Source organism: Nocardia sp. CC201C (assembly GCF_030010695.1).
Classification (GTDB): domain Bacteria; phylum Actinomycetota; class Actinomycetes; order Mycobacteriales; family Mycobacteriaceae; genus Nocardia; species Nocardia otitidiscaviarum.
The window spans coordinates 1-19086 of the sequence record NZ_JASCXP010000103.1 but is presented as its reverse complement, the minus strand read 5'-3'; the positions used below and the strand labels follow the sequence as shown (position 1 = coordinate 19086).

Sequence of the window (19086 nt, the reverse complement as noted above, 5' to 3'; positions counted from 1 at the left end):
CGGCGGACGAACTCACTCGGCGGTCCGCGCCCACCGCTGCGCCAGGGCAGCGCAGGTGATCAGCTGCACCTGGTGGAAGATCATGAGCGGCAGCACGATCAGGCCGACCGGCGCGCCCGCGAAGAGCACCGTGGCCATCGGCAGTCCGGTGGCCAAACTCTTCTTGGAACCGCAGAACACCACCACGATGCGGTCGGCCCGATCGAATTTCGCGAGATCGCCCACCAAGGCCGTCGCCGCCAACACGATGGCCAGCAGCGCGCAGCACACCGCGGTGAGTCCGACGATCCGCCACGGCGACATGGACTGCCAGATGCCCTCCACCATGCCCGCGCTGAACGCGCTGTAGACCACCAGCAGGATCGAGCCGCGATCCACCAGTTTGGTGGACTCGGCGTGGCGCGCGAGCCATCCGGAGATCCGGGGCCGCAGCAGTTGTCCGATGAGGAAGGGCACCAGCAGTTGCAGCACGATGTCCACGATCGCGCCGAGATCCACCTCGGCCTGTCCGGTGGTGCTCATGAGCAGGATCACCAAGGCGGGGGTCAGGAAGACGCCCAGCAGATTCGACAGGGTGGCGCTGACGATGGCTCCCGCCAGATTCCCCTTGGCGATGGCGGTGAACGCGATCGAGGACTGGACCGTGGACGGCACCAGGGTCAAGAAGAGCAAACCCGTGTGCAGATCCTCGGTGAGCACGGTGGGCACCAAGACATGCGAGGCCAGACCGAGCAGCGGGAACAGGACGAAGGTGCAGGCGAGCACGGTGAGGTGCAGCCGCCAGTGGGTGAGACCGGCCAGCGCCTCGGGAGGGTGCAGACGCGCGCCGTACAGCAGGAACAGCAATGCGATGGCAATCTTGGTCAGCCAGCCCACCACCTCCGCGCCGTCACCCCGGGCCGGAAAGACGCTGGCCAGGACGACTACCGCGAGTATCGACAGGATGAATCCGTCGATGTAGAACTTGCTGAGAAATCGCACCGGTCGAGATTAGTCCCGGATGTCGGACCGCTCGGTCGCGGAGGTTTGAAACGATGCGTGGGTGCTAATGTCAATATGAGTTAGCCGACAGGACCTGAATGCTTCGGAAAGGATCGCCGATGACCACAGCTCACGCAGTTCACGAAGCCCACGACCACAAGCACGGCCCCGAATGCGGGCACGTTGCCGTACCGCACGGTGATCACACCGACTACGCCCACGACGGCCATCTGCACCGCGCCCACGACGGGCACTACGACGAATGCGAGCCCGCCGGGCACGCCGCGCACGACGCCCACGAGCACGCCCACGGCGAGGGCTGCGGCCACGTGGCCGTGCCGCACGGCGACCATGTGGACTACATTCACGACGGCCACCGCCACGCCGCACACGACGGGCATTACGACGAGCACTGAGTCATTACGAGAACCGAGTACCGACCGAATCCCGCGCCCGCGACGGGGACGGCCAGCCGCGAGCTGGTCCGCTTCACCCTCGCCGGGCGCGAGTTCGTAGTGCGGCAGACCATTGTCGAACCCGGTGGCCAGAGCGGCTGGCACTATCACGACGGCACGCTGTTCGTGCTGGTCACCGGGGGCGACCTCGACCACCCGTGGACCGACTGCGTACCGGTCACCCATCGGCGCGGGCGGATCTTCCGAGAGCCCAGCGGACCGGAACACGCGCATCTGGCGCGCAATCTCGGGACGAAACCGCTGCGGCTGACCGTCCTCTACGTCAACCCGGCCGGAAGTCCGCTGTCACGCGGTATCCCTCCCCCGCCCTGCGCGCGCTGAACGACGAGTCCGGCATGCTGGCACCATGATCGAGATCGTCACCGTCGCCAGCGAGCGGGACCGGGCCGACGCCTATGCCATTCGCATGGCGGTATTCGTCGAGGAGCAGGGCGTGCCCGCGGAGATCGAGCTCGACGAACTCGACGCGACCGCCGATCACTTCCTGGCCCGCCTCGACGGGGAGCCCATCGGGGCCGGACGGCTGACGCGCCGCGACGACATCGGCGTACTCGGACGGCTGGCGGTGGCGAAGCGGGCGCGCGGCACCGGTTTGGGCGCGGCGCTGGCGCGCGCCATCGAGGAGCGGGCGCGCGAACGGGGACTGGTCGCGGTGGAACTGCACGCGCAGACCCAGGCGCAGGGCTTCTACGAACGGCTCGGCTACACGGCCTTCGGCGAGCCGGACTGGGAGGACGCGGGAATCGAGCACATCTGGATGCGCAAGCCGCTCTGAAATGCGCAAGCCGCTCTGAACTGGAGCGCGGTGTATCAGTGCGCGACCGGAGCGCGGTGTATCAGTGCGCGGCGGGTTCGCAGGCGTCGCGCAGCGAGCAGGACCCGCAGGCGCTGCCGCAGCCGCCGACCTCCTTGGCCGGGGTCAGCCCCTCGATGGCCTGGGCGGCGGCATTGGCTCCCGCGCCCAGCGTGAGGAAGGCGATCACCACGGTGCCGACCGGCACCAGAATCGCGGCGAGGCCACCGGCGACCAGCGCCACCACCCCGCCCGCGGCGAGCAGGATCCCGGCCCCGATGGACGTGGGCCCGGCCACTCGATTGGCCAGCCGAAAGGCTTCCTCCGAGGCCAGCGCCTCGTCGGTGTGCACCCCGAAGTAACGGTTCCCGGGCAGTGTGCCGGTCAGACCGAGCACCCCGGTGACGACGGCGACCGCCGCCAACACGAACAGGACCATTGCCACCACGAACACCCGAGCAGGCTACCAGCGCCACCCACCACGCCAGCGCCCGCCGGGTGTGAAGCGCACCTCCCGATCCCCCCGTCCAGCCCTTTTGGCAAGGTTGAAACACCCCTTTCACCAGGACCTTGTAACCAGCCCCAGCGCAACCCGTTGGTTCGCGGCGCGTCTCGGTTCTGGACTGAGTGGAGCGGAGGAGCGAAGCGGGGGAGCGGAGGGCAAATCAAACACAGCGGAGGGCAAGTTGGACACAGCAGGGCCACGCTTTACCCTGGTGAGCGACCTTATCGGGGATCGGCTAGAGCAGAAGGCAGGACCGTGCAGGACACTCGTGCGACCGACAGCACCGGCACCATCGAAGCCGGGAACGGAGACGTGCCCGCACACCGCTACAACGCCGACCTCGCGGGACGGATCGAGCGCAAGTGGCAGGGCAACTGGCGCGAGCGCGGCACCTTCCACGCGCCCAATCCGGTGGGCCCGCTGGCGGGCGACACCCCGGCCGACAAGCTGTTCATCCAGGACATGTTCCCCTACCCCTCGGGCGCGGGCCTGCATGTCGGCCACCCGCTGGGCTATATCGCCACCGATGTCTTCGCCCGCTACCACCGCATGCACGGCCGGAATGTGCTGCACGCCCTGGGCTATGACGCCTTCGGTCTGCCCGCCGAGCAGTACGCGGTGCAGACCGGCGCGCATCCGCGGGTGACCACCGAGTCGAATATCGCCACCATGCAGCGGCAGCTGGATCGCCTGGGCCTGGGCCACGATCGCCGCCGCTCCTTCGCCACCACCGATCCCGAGTACTACAGGTGGACGCAGTGGATCTTCCTGCGCATCTACAACGCCTGGTACGACGAGAAGCTGGGTAAGGCCCGTCCGATCGAACAGCTGATCGCGGAGTTCGAGGCCGGGGAGCGTACGGCCGAGGGCCGCGCCTGGGCCGAGCTGACCGCCGCCGAGCGCAATGCCGTGATCGACTCGTATCGCCTGGTCTACCAGACGGATTCGGTGGTCAACTGGTGCCCGGGGCTGGGCACGGTGCTGTCCAACGAGGAGGTCACCGCCGACGGCCGCTCCGAGCGCGGCAACTTCCCGGTGTTCCGCAAGCGCCTGTGGCAGTGGATGATGCGCATCACCGCGTACTCCGACCGCCTGGTCGACGATCTGGACGAGCTGGACTGGCCGGAGAACGTGAAGGCCATGCAGCGCAACTGGATCGGGCGGTCCCGGGGCGCGCAGGTGAAGTTCGAGGCGAACACCGCGGCGGGCGGGGTCGACACCATCGAGGTGTTCACCACCCGACCCGACACCCTGTTCGGCGCGACCTACGTGGTGCTGGCCCCCGAGCACGAACTGGTGGACCGGCTGACCGCCGCCGAGTACGCCGCGGGCACCGATCCGCGCTGGACCTTCGATTCCGCCAATCCCGCCGAAGCCGTTGCGGCCTATCGCAAGTCGATCGCCGCCAAATCGGATCTGGAGCGGCAGGAGAACAAGGAGAAGACCGGCGTCTTCCTGGGCTCGTACGCCACCAATCCGGTGAACGGCGCGCGCGTGCCCGTCTTCATCGCCGATTACGTGCTGAGCGGCTACGGCACCGGCGCGATCATGGCGGTGCCCGGCCACGATCAGCGCGACTGGGAATTCGCCACCGCCTTCGGCCTGCCCATCGTGGAGGTCATCTCCGGCGGCGACATCTCCCAGGGCGCGTACTCCGGTGACGGCCCGCTGGTGAACTCCGGTGAGCTGGACGGCATGGACGTAGCGGCCGCCAAGGCCGCCATCATCGAGCGGCTGGAGGCCGACGGGCACGGGCACGGCAAGATCCAGTACAAGCTGCGGGACTGGCTGTTCGCGCGGCAGCGCTACTGGGGTGAGCCCTTCCCCATCGTGTACGACGAGGACGGCCAGCCGCACGCGCTGCCGGAATCCATGCTGCCGGTGACGCTGCCGGAGATCGAGGACTTCGCACCGGTCACCTTCGACCCCGACGACGCCGACTCCGAGCCGTCGCCGCCGCTGGCCAAGGCCACCGACTGGGTGCACGTGGAGCTGGATCTGGGCGACGGCCGCAAGCGGTACCGCCGCGACACCAATGTCATGCCCAACTGGGCGGGCAGCTCCTGGTATCAGCTGCGCTACGCCGACCCCACCAATGCCGAGGCGTTCTGCGCGCCGGAGAACGAGCAGTACTGGCTGGGACCGCGTACCGCCGAACACGGCCCGAAGGATCCGGGCGGCGTGGATCTGTACGTGGGCGGTGTCGAGCACGCGGTGCTGCACCTGCTGTACGCGCGCTTCTGGCAGAAGGTGCTGTTCGATCTGGGTGACGTGTCCGGCTCGGAGCCGTACCGCCGCCTGTTCAACCAGGGCTACATCCAGGCGTACGCCTACACCGACGAGCGCGGTGCGTACATCCCGGCCGCCGAGGTGGTGGAGCGGGACGGAAAGTTCTTCTGGACTCCGCCCGCGGCGGACGGGGAGATCGAGGTCTTCCAGGAGTACGGCAAGATCGGCAAGTCGCTGAAGAACGCCATCTCCCCCGACGAGATGTGCGATCTGTACGGTGCCGACACCTTCCGCTTCTACGAGATGTCCATGGGTCCGCTGGACACCTCGCGGCCCTGGGCCACCAAGGACGTCGTCGGCGCGCACCGCTTCCTGCAGCGGGTGTGGCGACTGGTGGTGGACGAGGAGACCGGCGCGGCCAAGGTCACCGACGCGGAACCGTCCGGCGAGACGCTGCGACTGCTGCACAAGACCATCGCCGGGGTGGACGACGACTACGCCAACCTGCGCGACAACACCGCGGGCGCGAAGCTGATCGAGCTGACCAACCACCTGACCAAGCACTACCCCAACGGCGCACCGCGCACCGTGGCGGAACCGCTGGTGCTCATGCTGGCCCCGATGGCCCCGCATATCGCCGAGGAACTGTGGGAACGCCTGGGCCACACCACCGCCCTGGCCCACGGCCCCTTCCCGGTCGCGAATCCCGCACTGCTGGTGGCGGATTCGGTCGAGTACCCGATCCAGGTCAACGGCAAGGTCCGCTCCCGCGTCTCGGTCCCCGCCGACGCCGACAACGCCGCCGTGCAGGCGGCGGCCCTGGCGGACGAGAAGATCACGGAACTGCTGGGCGGCAAACAGCCCCGCAAGGTGATCGTGGTGCCGGGCCGCCTGGTGAACGTGGTCGCCTGACAGGGCGAACGCCACCGCTCGCGAGTCACGTCCGGTGGCGCTGTCGTCGGAGCCGCCGGTGCCGACCGGCAACGTCAAAGACGCTGTGCCGACCGGTAATCCGCCGGTGATCGCCCGTGCAGGCGCTTGAAAGCGCGGGAGAAGGCGAACTCCGAGGCGTAGCCGACGCTGTGTGCCACGGCCGCAACGGAATCGGCGCTGTCTCGGAGCCGCCGGGCGGCCAGTTCCATGCGCCAGCGGGCCAGGTAGGCCAGCGGCGGTTCGCCGACCAGGGCGCTGAACCGCCGGGCGAGGGTGGCGCGGGAGACGCCGACCTCGGCCGCGAGTTCTTCCACGGTCCAAGGGCGAGCGGGGCTCTCGTGCAGCAGCGCCATGGCCTTCGCGATCTCCGGATCGCGCAATGCCATGAGCCAGGAGGCCCCGTCCTCGGCGCGGTGCTCGGTCCACACCCGCAGAGCCTGCACGAACAGCACATCGACGAGCCGGTCGGTGACGGTCTGGGTACCGGGCCGGTCCTCACCGATCTCGGCGGTGAGCATGCGCAGGGTGTCGGCGAGTTCGCGTCCGGCCGCCGATTGGTCGGCGGGCAGATGCACCAGCGGCGGCAGCAAGCGCATGAGCGGATGCGCCGGGTAGGCGTCGTAACGGTAGGAGCCGCAGACGATCCTGGTCTCGCAGCCGTCACCGGGCAGCCGGATGACGCGCTGGCCGGGCGACGGCGCGATCCGCTCGAACGGCAGCAGCGGCACCTCCGGTGAACTGCACAGGGCATGCCCCGAACCCATGGGCAGCAGCGTGAAATCCCCCGCCGCCAACTGCACCGGCCGCTCGCCGGGCAACCGAATCCAGCAGCTGCCGCGCACCACGGCGTGGAAGGCGGCCTTGGGCATATCGTCGAGCTGAATGCCCCAGGGCGCGGCCGCCCGCAGCTGCGCGGTCACCGCCCCGCCGACCTTGGTTGCCGCGAGTACATCGGTGAGCACATCCATGCGGCTCATCGTATGAGACGATCTGCTATGTATCAGCGCTTCTTGGTCATGGTCCGTGCAGACCACTCCGCATAGCGTCTACGCCATGGGAAATACATACGCGGAACAGGTAATTCGCATGTACGAGCAGATGCGTGGCACGGTGCCGGAGGAGCTGGTCGCCCGGCTGCATCGCAATGCCGAAAAGCTCAGCCCACTGGGCGACAAGGCCCTACAGGTGGGTGACCGAGCGCCCGATTTCACCCTCCCGGGCGCGACCGGCGCGGACTTCACCCTTTCCGACGCCCTGCGCTCCGGACCGGTGGTGCTGACCTTCTACCGTGGCAACTGGTGCCCCTACTGCAATCTCGAACTGCGCGTTTTGCAGTCCAGGATCGACGACTTCCGAGCCCTCGGTGCCCGCCTGGTCGCCATTTCCCCACAGTCTCCTGATGATTCGCTCTCCATTGCCGAGAAGCACGAGCTCGACTTCGACGTGCTCTCCGACGGCGGCAATCGGATCGCGGCCGACTACGGGCTGCTCTTCACCGTGGACGAGGCGATCCGCGCCGACTATCTGACCGTCGGCGCGGACCTCTCCGCCGGAGACTGGGAGCTGCCCGTCCCCGCCACGTATGTCATCGGCCCGGACGGCACTGTCGTCTACGCCTTCACCGACGGCGACTACCGCCAGCGGGCCGAGCCCGAGGACATCCTCACGGCGCTGCGTCAGCACTTCTCCCAGTAGCCCGGGCGCTGGCGGCCGACGTCCGCGGTCGCCCGTGTTCATCGAGCGGCCGCGGCACCCGTCATACCGGGGGCAGCAGCACGTCGTTCAGGGTGACCATGGACAGGTTGCGTTCGCGGATGATGTCGGTGAGCTGGCCGTAGCAGCGGGTGACCGGGGGGAAGTTGGCGTGGCCGATGACGATCGACTGCGGCTGGAAGTACTTGTGGGCGCATTCGATCAGGTACTGCTCGGTGATCAGGCCGGAATCGGAGAGGGAGCCGTACCACATGACCGGGACGGTGTAGCCGAGGTCGGCGGCGATGCGGTCGACGGCGGCATTGTGGCGGCCGAAGGGCGGGCGGTAGTACGGGGTGCCGTCGACGCCGAAATTGTCGCGGAGGAAGGTTTTGGCGCGTTGGAGCTGAGTGGCGGCGGCCGAGGCGGAGACGGCGGTGAGGTCGGCGTGGTCCCAGGTGTGGTTGCCGAGCTGGATCTGACCGGATTCCACCAGGGGGCGCAACGTACTGCGGTGTTCCATCCAGGAGTCGTAGTACGCGGTGACGAAGAAGGTGAAGCGCGCGCCGGTGTCCCGCGCGAACCGGATGTACGCGCCGACCACCTCGGGGCTCGCGCCGTCGTCGACGGTGAGCGCCATACTGCTGCCCGGGCCGGGCAGGGCGGTGATGGTGCCCGCCGGAATCGGGGTCCGGGGTCCGGTCGGCGGCGCGGGCAACGGTCGCGGGGCGGCCGGGGGCGGCGCGGGCACCGCCGGAATGTCGCCGACCCCGAGTTCCGGTGTGCCGCTGTGGGCTCGGGTGCAGCCGGTCAGGGCGTAGGCGGTGCCCGCGGCGAGCAGTCCGAGCAGATTACGTCGGTCCATACGCGTGATCACTCCGAAGTATCGAGCCATCCCCAGCAACCCCACAGTTATAGCCGTGATCGGCTCTCGACCGTGAGCAACGCGCGGCACGTGCGGCAGACCGCGCCGGTTGCGCGACCCGAGCGGCGCCGGTCGGACGGCAATGCGGCGGCACTGCGCACGCCGGGCTCGCCGCGTGTGACGGGGCTCGCGCGCGACGGACTCGCGCGGAACGGACCCGCGTGTAACGAACTCGCGTACAACGGACTCGCATGCGAATCGGCTGCTGCGACACATCCTCGGCGACATCACCGCATGCACTCGACCGGAAGCCGAGCCGCGACACGCTCCGCGCGTGGCACTGCGCACGCCGGGCTCGCCGCGTGTGGCGGGCTTGTGTGTGGCGCGCAACGGACTCGCATGTGACGAGCTCGCGTACAACGGACTCGCGCGCAGCGGTCGCGGCAGGGATCAGCGCGGGATCGGGCGGAGCACGATTTCGGTGGGGTGGGCGTCGCGCGGGGTCTCGATGGCATTGCGCACGGCCCGCGCCACGGTCGACGGTTCCAGAAACTCCCGCGGCTGGTAGTCGCGCCCCTCCCCCGCCACGATCTCGCGCTGCATATCGGTGTCGATGCGGCCGGGGTGCACCGAGGTGACGCGCAATGCGGTCTCCTCCAGCCGCAGTGCGTCGGCGAAGGCGCGCAGCCCGAATTTGCTCGCGGCGTACACGCCCCATCCGGCGTTGGCGCGCAGCCCGGCCCCCGAATTGATCAGCACCACATGCCCGTTGGCGGCGCGCAGCGCGGGCAGCAACACCCTGGTCAACTCGGCGACCGCGATCAGGTTGGCCTCCAACGTATTCCGCCACTGCGCCACCGAGGAATCGGCTATGGTGCCGAGGTCGGCGACCCCGGCATTGTGGACCAATACCTCGAGCCGCTCGATCGGTTCCGCCGCGCGGGCAACAGCCTCGTAGTCGGTGAGCTCCACGGGAAATCCGGTCGCACCGGGCAATTCGCTCAGAATCGGAGCGAGCGACCGCTCGGTGCGCGCGCCCAGCATCAACCGATGCGTGGGCGCGAGTTCGCGCGCGACGGCCGCCCCCAACCCCCGGCTCGCGCCCGTGATGAGCGCCGTCGGACGGTTGTCGCTGCTACTCGTGTCGGAGGTGGCCATGCGACCACCGTAACGGGGATGGACAGCGGGCGATGATCCCGGGCGACGGCACCGACGGCCCACCGCGAATGAGCGCGGGGGCCGCGGCGACCGCCGTGAACTACGAGCTCCGCCGCGTGTGCATGTCCATTCGCTCCAGACGAAGGCCGACAAGGGTGAACGCTGCCGAACCCGAACCATCCCCCGATCACACCCCCGAACACCACGTCCACCGCGCATACCTGCCGGTGCCGTCGCAGAATAGGGCGATGACACACCCCGGGTTCACGCCCACTCAGCTCGCGGCCCGCGCCGCCTATCTGCTGCGCGGCAACGATCTGGGCACCATGACCACCGCCGCGCCGAAGCTCTATCCACACATGTGGAGCTGGGACGCCGCCTTCGTGGCGGTCGGCCTGGCCCCGCTCAGCGTGGAACGCGCCGTGGTCGAGCTCGACACGCTGCTGTCGGCGCAATGGCGCAACGGGATGATCCCGCACATCGTGTTCGCCAACGGCGTGGACGGGTACTTTCCCGGCCCCGCCCGCTGGGAGTGCCGACGGCTGGCCGCCGACGCCCCCGACGGCCCGGACACCTCGGGCATCACCCAGCCGCCCGTGCACGCCATCGCGGTGCAGCGGATTCTCGACCATTCGCGCCGCCACGGCCGCAGCACCCGCGCGGTCGCCGAGGACTTCCTGCACCGGCGCTGGCCCGACCTCATGCGCTGGCACCGCTGGCTGGCCTACGCGCGCGACCCCAAGCAGCACGGGCGCATCACCATCTATCACGGCTGGGAATCCGGGATGGACAATTCGCCCCGCTGGGACCGCGCCTACGCGAACGTGGTGCCGGGCGATCTGCCTCCGTACCAGCGCGAGGATCTGCACGTGGTGGACGATCCGACGCAGCGGCCCTCCGACCGCGAGTACGACCGCTACATGTGGCTGGTCGAGCAGATGCGCCGAGCGGGCTACGACGACTACCAGCTGGCGTCCACCATGAGCTTCGCGGTGGAGGACGTGTTCGTCACCGCCATCTTCTCGCTGGCCTGCGAGGTGCTGGCCACCATCGGCGACGACTACCGGCTGCCCAACGCGGACGTACGGGAGCTGTACGAATGGGCCGACTACTTCCGCGCGGGCGTCATCGCCACCACCGATGCGCGCAGCGGGGTGGCCAAGGACTTCGATCTGCGGGCCGACCGGTGGATCGAGACCGAGACCCTGGCCGTCTTCGCGCCGCTGCTGTGCGGCGGCCTCTCCCGCGACGCCGAGCGGCGGTTGCTGCGGTTGTTCGAGGGGCCGCGCTACTGCGGCCACCCCGATCTGCGCTACGCACTGCCGCCCTCCACCTCACCGGTGTCCAAGGACTTCCGCCCGCGCGAGTACTGGCGCGGCCCGGTGTGGCCGGTGATGAGCTGGCTGTTCTCGTGGGTGTTCGCCCGCCGCGGCTGGGCCGAGCGGTCCTTCATGCTGCGTGCGGAGGGCCTGCGCCAGGCCGGTGACGGCACCTTCTCCGAGTACTACGAACCGTTCACCGGCGAGGCACTGGGCAGCATGCAGCAGTCCTGGACGGCGGCCTCGGTGCTGGACTGGTTGGGCTGAGCACGCGGCGCTTTGTGGCGAATTCGTAGCGAACACCACAGCGGAGCTTCGCATGAGATGCGTCACAGGCGCTCTACTGTCGAGCGGCATGGACCGGAACCACCCGCTCGTGGCCCGCACCCACCTCGCCGCCGCCCTCGCGCTGGCCGCCCTGCTACCGCTGAGCGGTGCGGCGGCCGCCGCGCCGCACGGCCCCGACGTCTCCTCCTGGCAGCATCCGGGCGGCAGCGGCATCAACTGGTTCGCGGTCCGCGCCGCCGGACACCCCTTCGCCATGGTGAAGGCCACCGAGGGACTGAGCTATGTGAACCCGTACTTCGTGCCGGACAGTCTCATTATGCGGGCGGCCGGAGTAGCCCGGGGCACATACCATTTCGCGCGCCCCGCGCTGCCGCCCGAACCGCAGGCGGTCTTCTACTCGACGGTGGTGCTCGGACAGAACGGCCCGCTGGATCTGCCCGCGGTGCTGGACCTGGAAGACTCCGGCGGATTGCCGCCCGCCGCGCTGATCGACTGGACCCGCCGCTACCTGAACACCGTCGAGGCGCTGACCGGTCGGCCGCCGATCATCTATACGGGCGTGCACTTCTGGAAGACGGCCATGGCGAATTCCACCGAGTTCACCCGCTATCCGCTGTGGATCGCGGACTACCGCGGCAATGCCGCGCCCGAGGTACCCGGCGGCTGGCCTACCTGGACCTTCTGGCAGTACACCGATTCGGGCAGTATCTCGGGCATTCCGGGCCCCACCGATATCAACGTATACAGCGGAGCCCAAGGCGATCTCGGAGCTTTCGCACGGATGCCGGGCAGCGGCAGCGCGGGCGGATAGCGAACCCGCGCCGCCGGCCAGGCATCGAGAGCGTCGGACACCGACATTTCAGATGCCGATACCTCAGACGCCGATATTGCCGCCGCCCTGCCTCCACACCGCCACGACCGCGGGCCGGGGCTGGGCGGTCCCGCCGTCGGGCCAGTGCGAGGCGGGGTTCTCGACGGAGGCGTCGTCGACCTCGCCCGGATGCTGGACGCTGACCAGCACGCGCTGATCGGTCACGATCGGGCCGCAGGTCTCCGCGCCCACCGGCACGGTGAGGAACTGCTTGGTCTCACCGCGCCGCTCGCCCTCGAGCGTGACGGCGAAGAGGCCGTCATTGGACTTCAGGGCATTACCGTCGGTGGAAATCCACAGGTTGCCGTGCGGGTCGAAGGCCAGGTTGTCCGGGCAGGAGATGGGACTGACCTTGGACTTGTCGAAGCCCGCGAAATAGGTGTCGGCGACGGTGGGATCGCCGCAGACCAGCAGCAGCGACCAGGTGAACGCGGTGCCGGTGTGGTCGTCGACGAGTTCGAGGACCTGACCGTTCTTGTTCTGGTTGCGCGGGTTGGCCTCGTCGACGCCGGGCTTGCCGTCGGTGCCGCGCTTGCTGTTGTTGGTCAGCGCCACGTACACCTTGCCGGTCGCGGGGTTCGGCTCGAAGTCCTCGGGACGGTCCATCTTGGTGGCGCCGACCTTATCGCCGGCGAGCCGGGTGAAGACCGCGACCTCCTCGGCGCTCATGCCCTCGACCAGCGACTTGCCCTTGCCGTCCGCGCCGGTCTCCAGCAGCGGAATCCACTGGCCGGAGCCGGTGAAGCCGTTGTCCGAGGGCACCTTTCCGCTGCCGTCGATCTGATCCGGGTGGTCGCCGGTCAGTTTCGCGACGTACAGCGTGCCCTCGTCCAGAATGGTCATATTGTGCTTGCGCGCCGCAGCGGTGTTGCCCTGCTGAATCTTCTTGGCGGAGACGAACTTGTACATGTAGTCGAAGCGCTCGTCGTCACCGGAGTACGAGACCACGGTGCCGTCCGGGGTGACGTAGACGGTCGCGGCCTCGTGCTTGAACCGGCCCATGGCGGTGTGCTTGACCGGGGTGGAGGCGGGATCCCACGGGTCGAGCTCGACCACCCAGCCGAAACGGTTGGGCTCGTTGGGTTCCGCGGCCAGATCGAAGCGCTTGTCGTAGCGCTCCCAGCCGCGCGGCTCGTTGTTGTCGCCGCCGATGCCGTAGCGCTCGCCGCGCTCCTTCGCGGTCGGGTCCGCGAATTCACCGGCGAAGTACTGGTTGAAGTTCTCCTCGCCGGAAAGAATGGTGCCCCAGGGGGTTACGCCGCCGGAGCAGTTGTTGAGGGTGCCCGCGACCTTCAGCCCGAAGGCGTCGGCGGAGGTCTTCACCAGATCGCTGCCCGCGGCCGGGCCGATTAGCTGGAACTCGGAGGTGGCGGTGATGCGGCGGTTGTACTTGCCCATCACCGGGGTGAGCTTGCCGGAACCGGCCTCGCCCTCGACCTCGACCACGGTGAGACCGTGTGCGGCCCATTCGATCTCGACCTGCTCGCGGGTCGGATTCTTGTCGTCGTAGCCCGCGAACATGAACGGGCCGGTGGTGTACTCGTGGCTGGCCACCAGCAGGTAGCCGTTCTCCTGGCCCTCGATGGGCAGCAGCGCCGAGAAGTCGTTGTTGTAACCGAACTGCTTGGCCTGGGCCGCGGCGGTCTGGTTGGCGAAATCGAACTGGGGCGCGTCGGGCAGCACCGGATCGCCCCAGCGGATCACCACGCCCTGCTCGTAGCCTTCGGGCACGGTCACCGCGTCGGCCTTGTTGGGCGCGACCGGGGTGAAGTCGGTGCCGGTCCCCGTGCCGGGGCTGGTCTCGGCGGCGTTCTGTACGTCGTCGCCGTCACCGCAGGCGGCCAGCAAACCGGCCGTGCCGGTCGCCAGCACCACCGCCGCGCTGCCTTGGAGCATGCGGCGGCGCGACATGGCGGCCACGATGTCGCCGAAGTATTCTCCGGCGGACTTGTTGGGAACCTCGTGGGCGCAGGCATTGCCGCACTTGTAGCGGCAGGTGACGGCGGCGCGCGACGACGCGCCGTCATGCTTCACGAAGAGGGCGAGGGGTTTCAACACTGCATGCTCCCGGGATCGACTTGTCGGGCGCACCGTAACCAGGCCAGAAGAGCCGGAGGAGACGAGCAGATGAACAACCGACCAATTAGGTAGCCCTTAGTTTGCCGGAAGGATGCGGCACACCCTCCCGGCCCCCTAGAGCACCTGGGAGAGGAACTGCCGCAACCGCGGCGTCTCCGCGCTGTCGAACAGCTGGTCCGGCGTGCCGGTCTCCACCACCTGCCCGTGGTCCATGAAGACCACGCGATCGGAAACCGAACGGGCGAAACCCATTTCGTGCGTGACCACGACCATGGACATACCGTCGCGCGCCAGGTCGGCCATGAGGGCGAGCACACCCTTCACCAACTCCGGGTCCAGCGCCGAGGTGGCCTCGTCGAAGAACATGAGCTGCGGTTTCATGGCCAGCGCGCGGGCGATCGCCACCCGCTGCTGCTGTCCGCCGGACAGATTGGCCGGGCGCACATCGGCTTTGCCGGACAGCCCGACCTTCTCCAGCTGTTCCAATGCCAGCGTGCGCGCCTGCTCCTTGGACAGCCCGTGCAGCTTGCGCGGACCCAGCTCGATATTTTCCGCGACCGTCTTGTGCGGGAACAGGTTGAAATGCTGGAAGACCATGCCGATCTGCTGGCGCAGCTTGTCCGGATTCCCGGTGAGCACCGACTTCCCGTCCAGCAGAATGTCGCCCTTGTCCGGCTCATGCAGCCGGTTGAGCACCCGCAACAGCGTGGACTTACCCGAACCCGAGGGACCGATCACCGTGGTGGCCTTACCCGCGTCCACATGGATGTCCACCCCGCGCAGAATGTGCGTGCGGCCCAACGTCAAATGCAGCCCGGTACCAGTCAAAGAGGCACTCATGCGGCTGTGTCCTTTCGAGCATGAGCGGAGCGCTCCGTGGTTACGCTCCGCTGCCTCCTCCGCGCCTGACCGCTCATGCTGCTGTGTCCTTTCGAGCATGAGCGGAGCGCTCCGTGGTTACGCTCCGCTGCCTCCTCCGCGCCTGACCGCTCATGCGCCCCGTCCTTCCGTGATCACGGCCTGCTCGACCGGGTCGATCGGATCTTCCTTGCGGCCGGTGCGCAACCGGCTGTCGATGTAGTTCACCAGGTGCGTGAGCGGCACCGTCAGCAGCAGATAGACCAGGCCCGCCGCCACCAGCGGTGACAGATTTCCGGTCTGCGCGTTGAGATCCCGGCCCACCGCGAACAGCTCCCGCTGCGAGGCCAGCAGACCCAGGAAGTAGATCAGCGAGGAGTCCTTGATGAGCACGATGAACTGGTTCATGAGCGCGGGCAGCACCCGGCGCACACCCTGCGGAATCACCACCAGCGTCATGGCCTGCCGATAGCCGAAGCCGATGGCGCGGGCGGCCTCCAACTGCCCCGGCTCCACCGACTGGATGCCGGAGCGGAAGATCTCGCCGATATACGCCGACGACAGCAGCGCCAGCGCCACCGCACCCAACCAGTACGGATTGTTGCCCGTGATCTCCTTGACCACCGGCCCCACCCCGAGACCGATGAGCAGGATGATCACCACCGCGGGCAGGCCGCGGAAGATATCGGTGTAGACGCGGGCGGGCCAGCGCAGCCAGCGGGTGCGCGAGATGCCCGCCACCGCGAGCAGCATGCCGATGGCGGTGCCCAGCACGCCCGAAACCACCGCCAGGATCAGGGTATTCGGCAGGCCCGTCTTGATCAGGTCGGGGAACGCCTGCTTGTACAGCTCCCAGTCGAAGAAGGTGTCCTTCAGCTGCCGCAGCGTCGACTTCGGCTCTACCCCACCGTTATCGGCCCGGTTGTCCGCATTCTGCGCGGCGATGGCGGCGAAGTCGGGCAGCTCCGGCAGCGGCGCGGCCTTGGAGCCCGGCTTCCAGCCCGGCGGCAGTTCGCGCGGCACCCAGTCCTCGTAGAGCTTGGCGTAGGTACCGTCCGCGATCACCGCGTCCAGCCCGGCATTGAGGGCGTCGATCAGCGGCTGGTTGTCCTCGCGCACCGCCCAGGCCGCGAAGTTGTTGAGGCTGAAGGTGTTCTGCGCGATGGTCGTGGCGTCGCCCGGCTTGATCGCGCCCACCGCCTGTGCGGACGGGGCCACCCAGGCGTCGATCTGACCGGACTTCAGATTCGCGTACGCGGTGTTGTAGTCCGGGAACTTCACCGGGTCCAGGTGCAGTTCGTTGACGACGTACTCGTCCTGCACCGTGCCCTGCACCACGCCGACGCGGGTGCCGCTGTTCAGGTCGGTGAACGATCCGATGGCGCTGTTGCTCGGCACCACCAGCGAGAAGTAGCCGAAGTCGTAGCCGTTGGTGAAGCCCACCAGCTGACGGCGTGCGTCGGTGGTGGTGATGTTCGAGGAGCCGACGTCGAAGCGCCCGTTGGCCACCTGCGCCAGCAGACCCGCGAACTCGGTCCCGGTGAATTCGATCCGCAGGCCCAGCTTGGCGGCGACGGCCCGCAGCAGTTCGTTGTCGAAGCCGGTGAACGCGCCCTGGGAGTTGACGCAGATGCTCGGCGGCGCGTCCGACAGCGTGCCGACGCTCAGCTTGCCCGGCGTGATGAGTCCCAGCCGCGTCAGGTCGATGCTGTCGAGCGGTTGCACGTTCGGCGTGGTGTAGCGGTCCGAGGACGCGCCCTGCTGGCCGGTCGACAGTTTCGGCGGCAGCGCGGTGGCGGCGGCGGGCCCCGGGGGCGAACACAGGTCGTTCTCCGGTGCGGCAGCGCTGGGCCCGGTGCCCAGCGCCAGCATTCCGGCGAGTGTGACCAGCAACACCCCTGCGACCGCCGTCATGCGAGGTCGCCGCCCTGTGGGCCGGGACCTGACCGTGCGCAAGCAAACCATGACGAAACACCCTAGTCGGGGCGATTCGGCACACCAGAGTTGCGGTCAGCCCGCGCCCAACGGTGTCAGGCGATACCCGCCACCGACTCCGGGTTGAACTGATCGCGCCAGCGGATGGCCTGCTCGACGGTGCTCAGGTCGTAGTCGGGGCCGCCCGTACCCACGGTGAACAGGGTCGCGCCCGCCGCGACGAAGGCGGGGGCGGAGTCCACGCCCGGCCACTCCACCGATTTCTCGATCGCGCCCGCGTCGGTGCCGACCTCGGCGCAGTGGTCGGCCAGAATGCCGGTCTTGCGCTTCAACACCTCGAGGTCGGCGAAGCTGTGCCAGATATCGGCGTACTCGGCCACCAGCCGCAGCGTCTTCTTCTCACCGCCGCCGCCGATCAGGATGGGGATATCGCGCACCGGCTGCGGATTCAGCTTGGCGAGCCGGTCGGCGATGCGGGCCATCGACTCCTTGAACAGGGCCAAACGGCTTCCGGCCGTGCCGAATTCGTAGCCGTACTGCTCGTAGTCCTTCTCGAACCAGCCCGCGCCGACGCCGAGGATGAGGCGGCCGCCGCTGATGTGGTCCACGGTGCGGGCCATATCGGCGAGCAGATCGGGATTGCGGTAGCCGCCGCCGGTGACCAGCGCGCCGAGCTCCACCCGCTCGGTCTGTTCGGCGATCGCGCCGAGCATGGTCCAGCACTCGAAGTGCGCGCCCTCCGGGTCGCCGTAGAGGGGATAGAAGTGGTCCCAGTTGAAGACCACGTCGACCCCCAGATCCTCGGCGCGGCGGACGGCGTCGCGGATCAGCCCGTAGTCGGGCGCGTGCTGTGGTTGCAGTTGGACTCCGATACGAACCGGTCGGCTCACGTGGCACTCCCTAGTCGCGGCATGGACTATCCGTCTCGCTGTCCGAGGCTACCGATCCGGAGATGTGTCCGCCGCTTCAACGCGGCGGCGTTCACTCACAGGAGAACCCGCGCCCGCACACTGCCCGTCGCGGTCCGGACGCCTAGGATGTCGCGGACCCTCTACAACGGATCGTCCGGCACGTTCCTGCCGGTGAAGGGATGTAATTCCAGATGGCTACGGTCACCTTCGATCGCGCCTCCCGGGTGTACCCGGGTGCGGTCAAACCCGCTGTCGACGCCCTGGACCTGGAGATCGCCGACGGCGAGTTCCTGGTGCTGGTCGGCCCCTCCGGCTGCGGGAAGTCCACCTCGCTGCGCATGCTCGCCGGATTGGAGGAGGTGAGCACGGGGCGGATCCTCATCGGCGACAACGACGTCACGCACGCCGAGCCGAAGGAACGCGATATCGCCATGGTGTTCCAGAACTACGCGCTCTACCCGCATATGAGCGTGGCGGAGAATATGGGCTTCGCGCTCAAGATGGCGAAGGTGTCCAAGGAGGAGCGCGCGCAGCGGGTGCTGGAGGCGGCCAAGCTGCTCGACCTGGAGCCGTATCTGAACCGCAAGCCCAAGGCGCTCTCCGGCGGCCAGCGCCAGCGCGTCGCCATGGGGCGTGCCATCGTGCGGCAGCCGCAGGTGTTCCTGATGGATGAGCCGCTGTCGAACCTGGACGCCAAGCTGCGGGTGCAGACCCGCACCCAGATCGCCCAGTTGCAACGTCGCCTCGGCACCACCACCGTCTATGTCACGCACGACCAGGTCGAGGCCATGACCATGGGCGACCGGGTGGCGGTGCTGAAGGACGGGCTGCTCCAGCAGTGCGCCTCGCCGCGCGACCTGTACCGCGATCCGGCCAACCTGTTCGTCGCCGGATTCATGGGTTCGCCCGCCATGAACCTGTTCACGCTGGCCGTCGAGGGCGGCGCGGTGCACTTGGGTGGGCACCGGCTGCCGCTGCCGCGCACGGTCGCCGACGCCAGCGACGGCAGCGTCGTGGTGGGCATCCGGCCCGAACACTTCGAGATCGCCGGTTCCGCGAACGGGCTGAGCAAGGAAGCGGACGGGATCACCATGGAGGTGGACGTGGTCGAGGAGCTCGGCTCCGACGCCTACGTCTACGGTCGCGCCCTGGACAAGAGCGGCAACGAAACCATTGTGGCGCGGGCGGATTGG

The 19086-nt window shown here is 68.4% G+C and carries 17 protein-coding genes; 8 read left to right on the top strand and 9 right to left on the bottom strand.

Annotated features, from left to right (window positions below; genetic code table 11):
* Nucleotides 1-12: 12 nt before the first annotated feature.
* Nucleotides 13-981, bottom strand: a complete 969-nt coding sequence (locus tag QK444_RS13685) for a bile acid:sodium symporter family protein (RefSeq protein ID WP_282780315.1) — start codon at nucleotides 979-981, stop codon at nucleotides 13-15.
* Nucleotides 982-1100: 119 nt separating this feature from the next.
* Between QK444_RS13685 and QK444_RS13680 the strand changes: the two genes are divergently transcribed.
* The 3 genes from QK444_RS13680 to QK444_RS13670 all read left to right on the top strand — a co-directional run bounded on the left by QK444_RS13680 (nucleotide 1101) and on the right by QK444_RS13670 (nucleotide 2232).
* Complete coding sequence (locus tag QK444_RS13680; RefSeq protein WP_282780313.1) at nucleotides 1101-1397, top strand: hypothetical protein; 297 nt, start codon at nucleotides 1101-1103, stop codon at nucleotides 1395-1397.
* A 99-nt stretch (nucleotides 1398-1496) separates the two neighbouring features.
* Nucleotides 1497-1778 carry a cupin domain-containing protein gene (locus tag QK444_RS13675; RefSeq protein ID WP_282780312.1) on the top strand — a complete coding sequence of 94 codons (282 nt, stop codon included), beginning with the start codon at nucleotides 1497-1499 and terminating at the stop codon, nucleotides 1776-1778.
* Nucleotides 1779-1803: 25 nt separating this feature from the next.
* The gene (locus tag QK444_RS13670; RefSeq protein ID WP_282780310.1) at nucleotides 1804-2232 is read left to right on the top strand and encodes a GNAT family N-acetyltransferase; all 429 of its coding nucleotides are present in this window, start codon (nucleotides 1804-1806) and stop codon (nucleotides 2230-2232) included.
* A gap of 61 nt (nucleotides 2233-2293) precedes the next feature.
* On the opposite strand, the gene QK444_RS13665 is transcribed toward QK444_RS13670, so the two are convergent.
* Nucleotides 2294-2704, bottom strand: a complete 411-nt coding sequence (locus QK444_RS13665; RefSeq protein WP_282780308.1) for an SdpI family protein — start codon at nucleotides 2702-2704, stop codon at nucleotides 2294-2296.
* Nucleotides 2705-3010: 306 nt separating this feature from the next.
* On the opposite strand from QK444_RS13665, the gene leuS reads away from it, so the two are divergent.
* Complete coding sequence (gene leuS / locus QK444_RS13660; RefSeq protein WP_282780306.1) at nucleotides 3011-5896, top strand: leucine--tRNA ligase; 2886 nt, start codon at nucleotides 3011-3013, stop codon at nucleotides 5894-5896.
* 74 nt (nucleotides 5897-5970) lie between these two features.
* On the opposite strand, the gene QK444_RS13655 is transcribed toward leuS, so the two are convergent.
* A complete protein-coding gene (locus QK444_RS13655) occupies nucleotides 5971-6894 on the bottom strand; it encodes an AraC family transcriptional regulator (RefSeq protein WP_282780304.1) in 924 nt (307 codons plus the stop codon).
* Between the two features lie 76 nt (nucleotides 6895-6970).
* Here QK444_RS13655 and QK444_RS13650 point away from each other — a divergent pair, with 76 nt between their 5' ends.
* Nucleotides 6971-7612, top strand: a complete 642-nt coding sequence (locus QK444_RS13650; protein ID WP_282780302.1) for a peroxiredoxin-like family protein — start codon at nucleotides 6971-6973, stop codon at nucleotides 7610-7612.
* Nucleotides 7613-7673: 61 nt separating this feature from the next.
* Here QK444_RS13650 and QK444_RS13645 read toward each other — a convergent pair whose 3' ends face one another.
* A complete protein-coding gene (locus tag QK444_RS13645) occupies nucleotides 7674-8474 on the bottom strand; it encodes a polysaccharide deacetylase family protein (protein WP_282780300.1) in 801 nt (266 codons plus the stop codon).
* A gap of 450 nt (nucleotides 8475-8924) precedes the next feature.
* Nucleotides 8925-9632, bottom strand: coding sequence for an SDR family oxidoreductase (locus tag QK444_RS13640; protein ID WP_282780298.1), 708 nt, complete (start codon nucleotides 9630-9632; stop codon nucleotides 8925-8927).
* Nucleotides 9633-9880: 248 nt separating this feature from the next.
* Here QK444_RS13640 and QK444_RS13635 point away from each other — a divergent pair, with 248 nt between their 5' ends.
* Nucleotides 9881-11218 (top strand): glycogen debranching protein, encoded by a 1338-nt coding sequence (locus QK444_RS13635; RefSeq protein ID WP_282780297.1) that lies wholly within the window; start codon nucleotides 9881-9883, stop codon nucleotides 11216-11218.
* An 88-nt stretch (nucleotides 11219-11306) separates the two neighbouring features.
* The gene (locus QK444_RS13630; RefSeq protein WP_282780295.1) at nucleotides 11307-12050 is read left to right on the top strand and encodes a glycoside hydrolase family 25 protein; all 744 of its coding nucleotides are present in this window, start codon (nucleotides 11307-11309) and stop codon (nucleotides 12048-12050) included.
* A 63-nt stretch (nucleotides 12051-12113) separates the two neighbouring features.
* On the opposite strand, the gene QK444_RS13625 is transcribed toward QK444_RS13630, so the two are convergent.
* The 4 genes from QK444_RS13625 to QK444_RS13610 form a co-directional block, all read right to left on the bottom strand.
* Nucleotides 12114-14165, bottom strand: a complete 2052-nt coding sequence (locus tag QK444_RS13625; protein WP_282780319.1) for a PhoX family phosphatase — start codon at nucleotides 14163-14165, stop codon at nucleotides 12114-12116.
* Nucleotides 14166-14303: 138 nt separating this feature from the next.
* The gene (locus tag QK444_RS13620) at nucleotides 14304-15029 is read right to left on the bottom strand and encodes an amino acid ABC transporter ATP-binding protein (RefSeq protein WP_282780292.1); all 726 of its coding nucleotides are present in this window, start codon (nucleotides 15027-15029) and stop codon (nucleotides 14304-14306) included.
* Between the two features lie 150 nt (nucleotides 15030-15179).
* The gene (locus tag QK444_RS13615; protein WP_282780317.1) at nucleotides 15180-16919 is read right to left on the bottom strand and encodes an ABC transporter substrate-binding protein/permease; all 1740 of its coding nucleotides are present in this window, start codon (nucleotides 16917-16919) and stop codon (nucleotides 15180-15182) included.
* Between the two features lie 158 nt (nucleotides 16920-17077).
* Nucleotides 17078-17872: an LLM class F420-dependent oxidoreductase gene (locus QK444_RS13610; protein WP_282780291.1), complete on the bottom strand. Its 795-nt coding sequence runs from the start codon at nucleotides 17870-17872 to the stop codon at nucleotides 17078-17080.
* Between the two features lie 212 nt (nucleotides 17873-18084).
* Between QK444_RS13610 and ugpC the strand changes: the two genes are divergently transcribed.
* On the top strand, nucleotides 18085-19086 hold a 1002-nt coding region (gene ugpC / locus QK444_RS13605), incomplete at its 3' end, for a sn-glycerol-3-phosphate ABC transporter ATP-binding protein UgpC (RefSeq protein WP_282780289.1).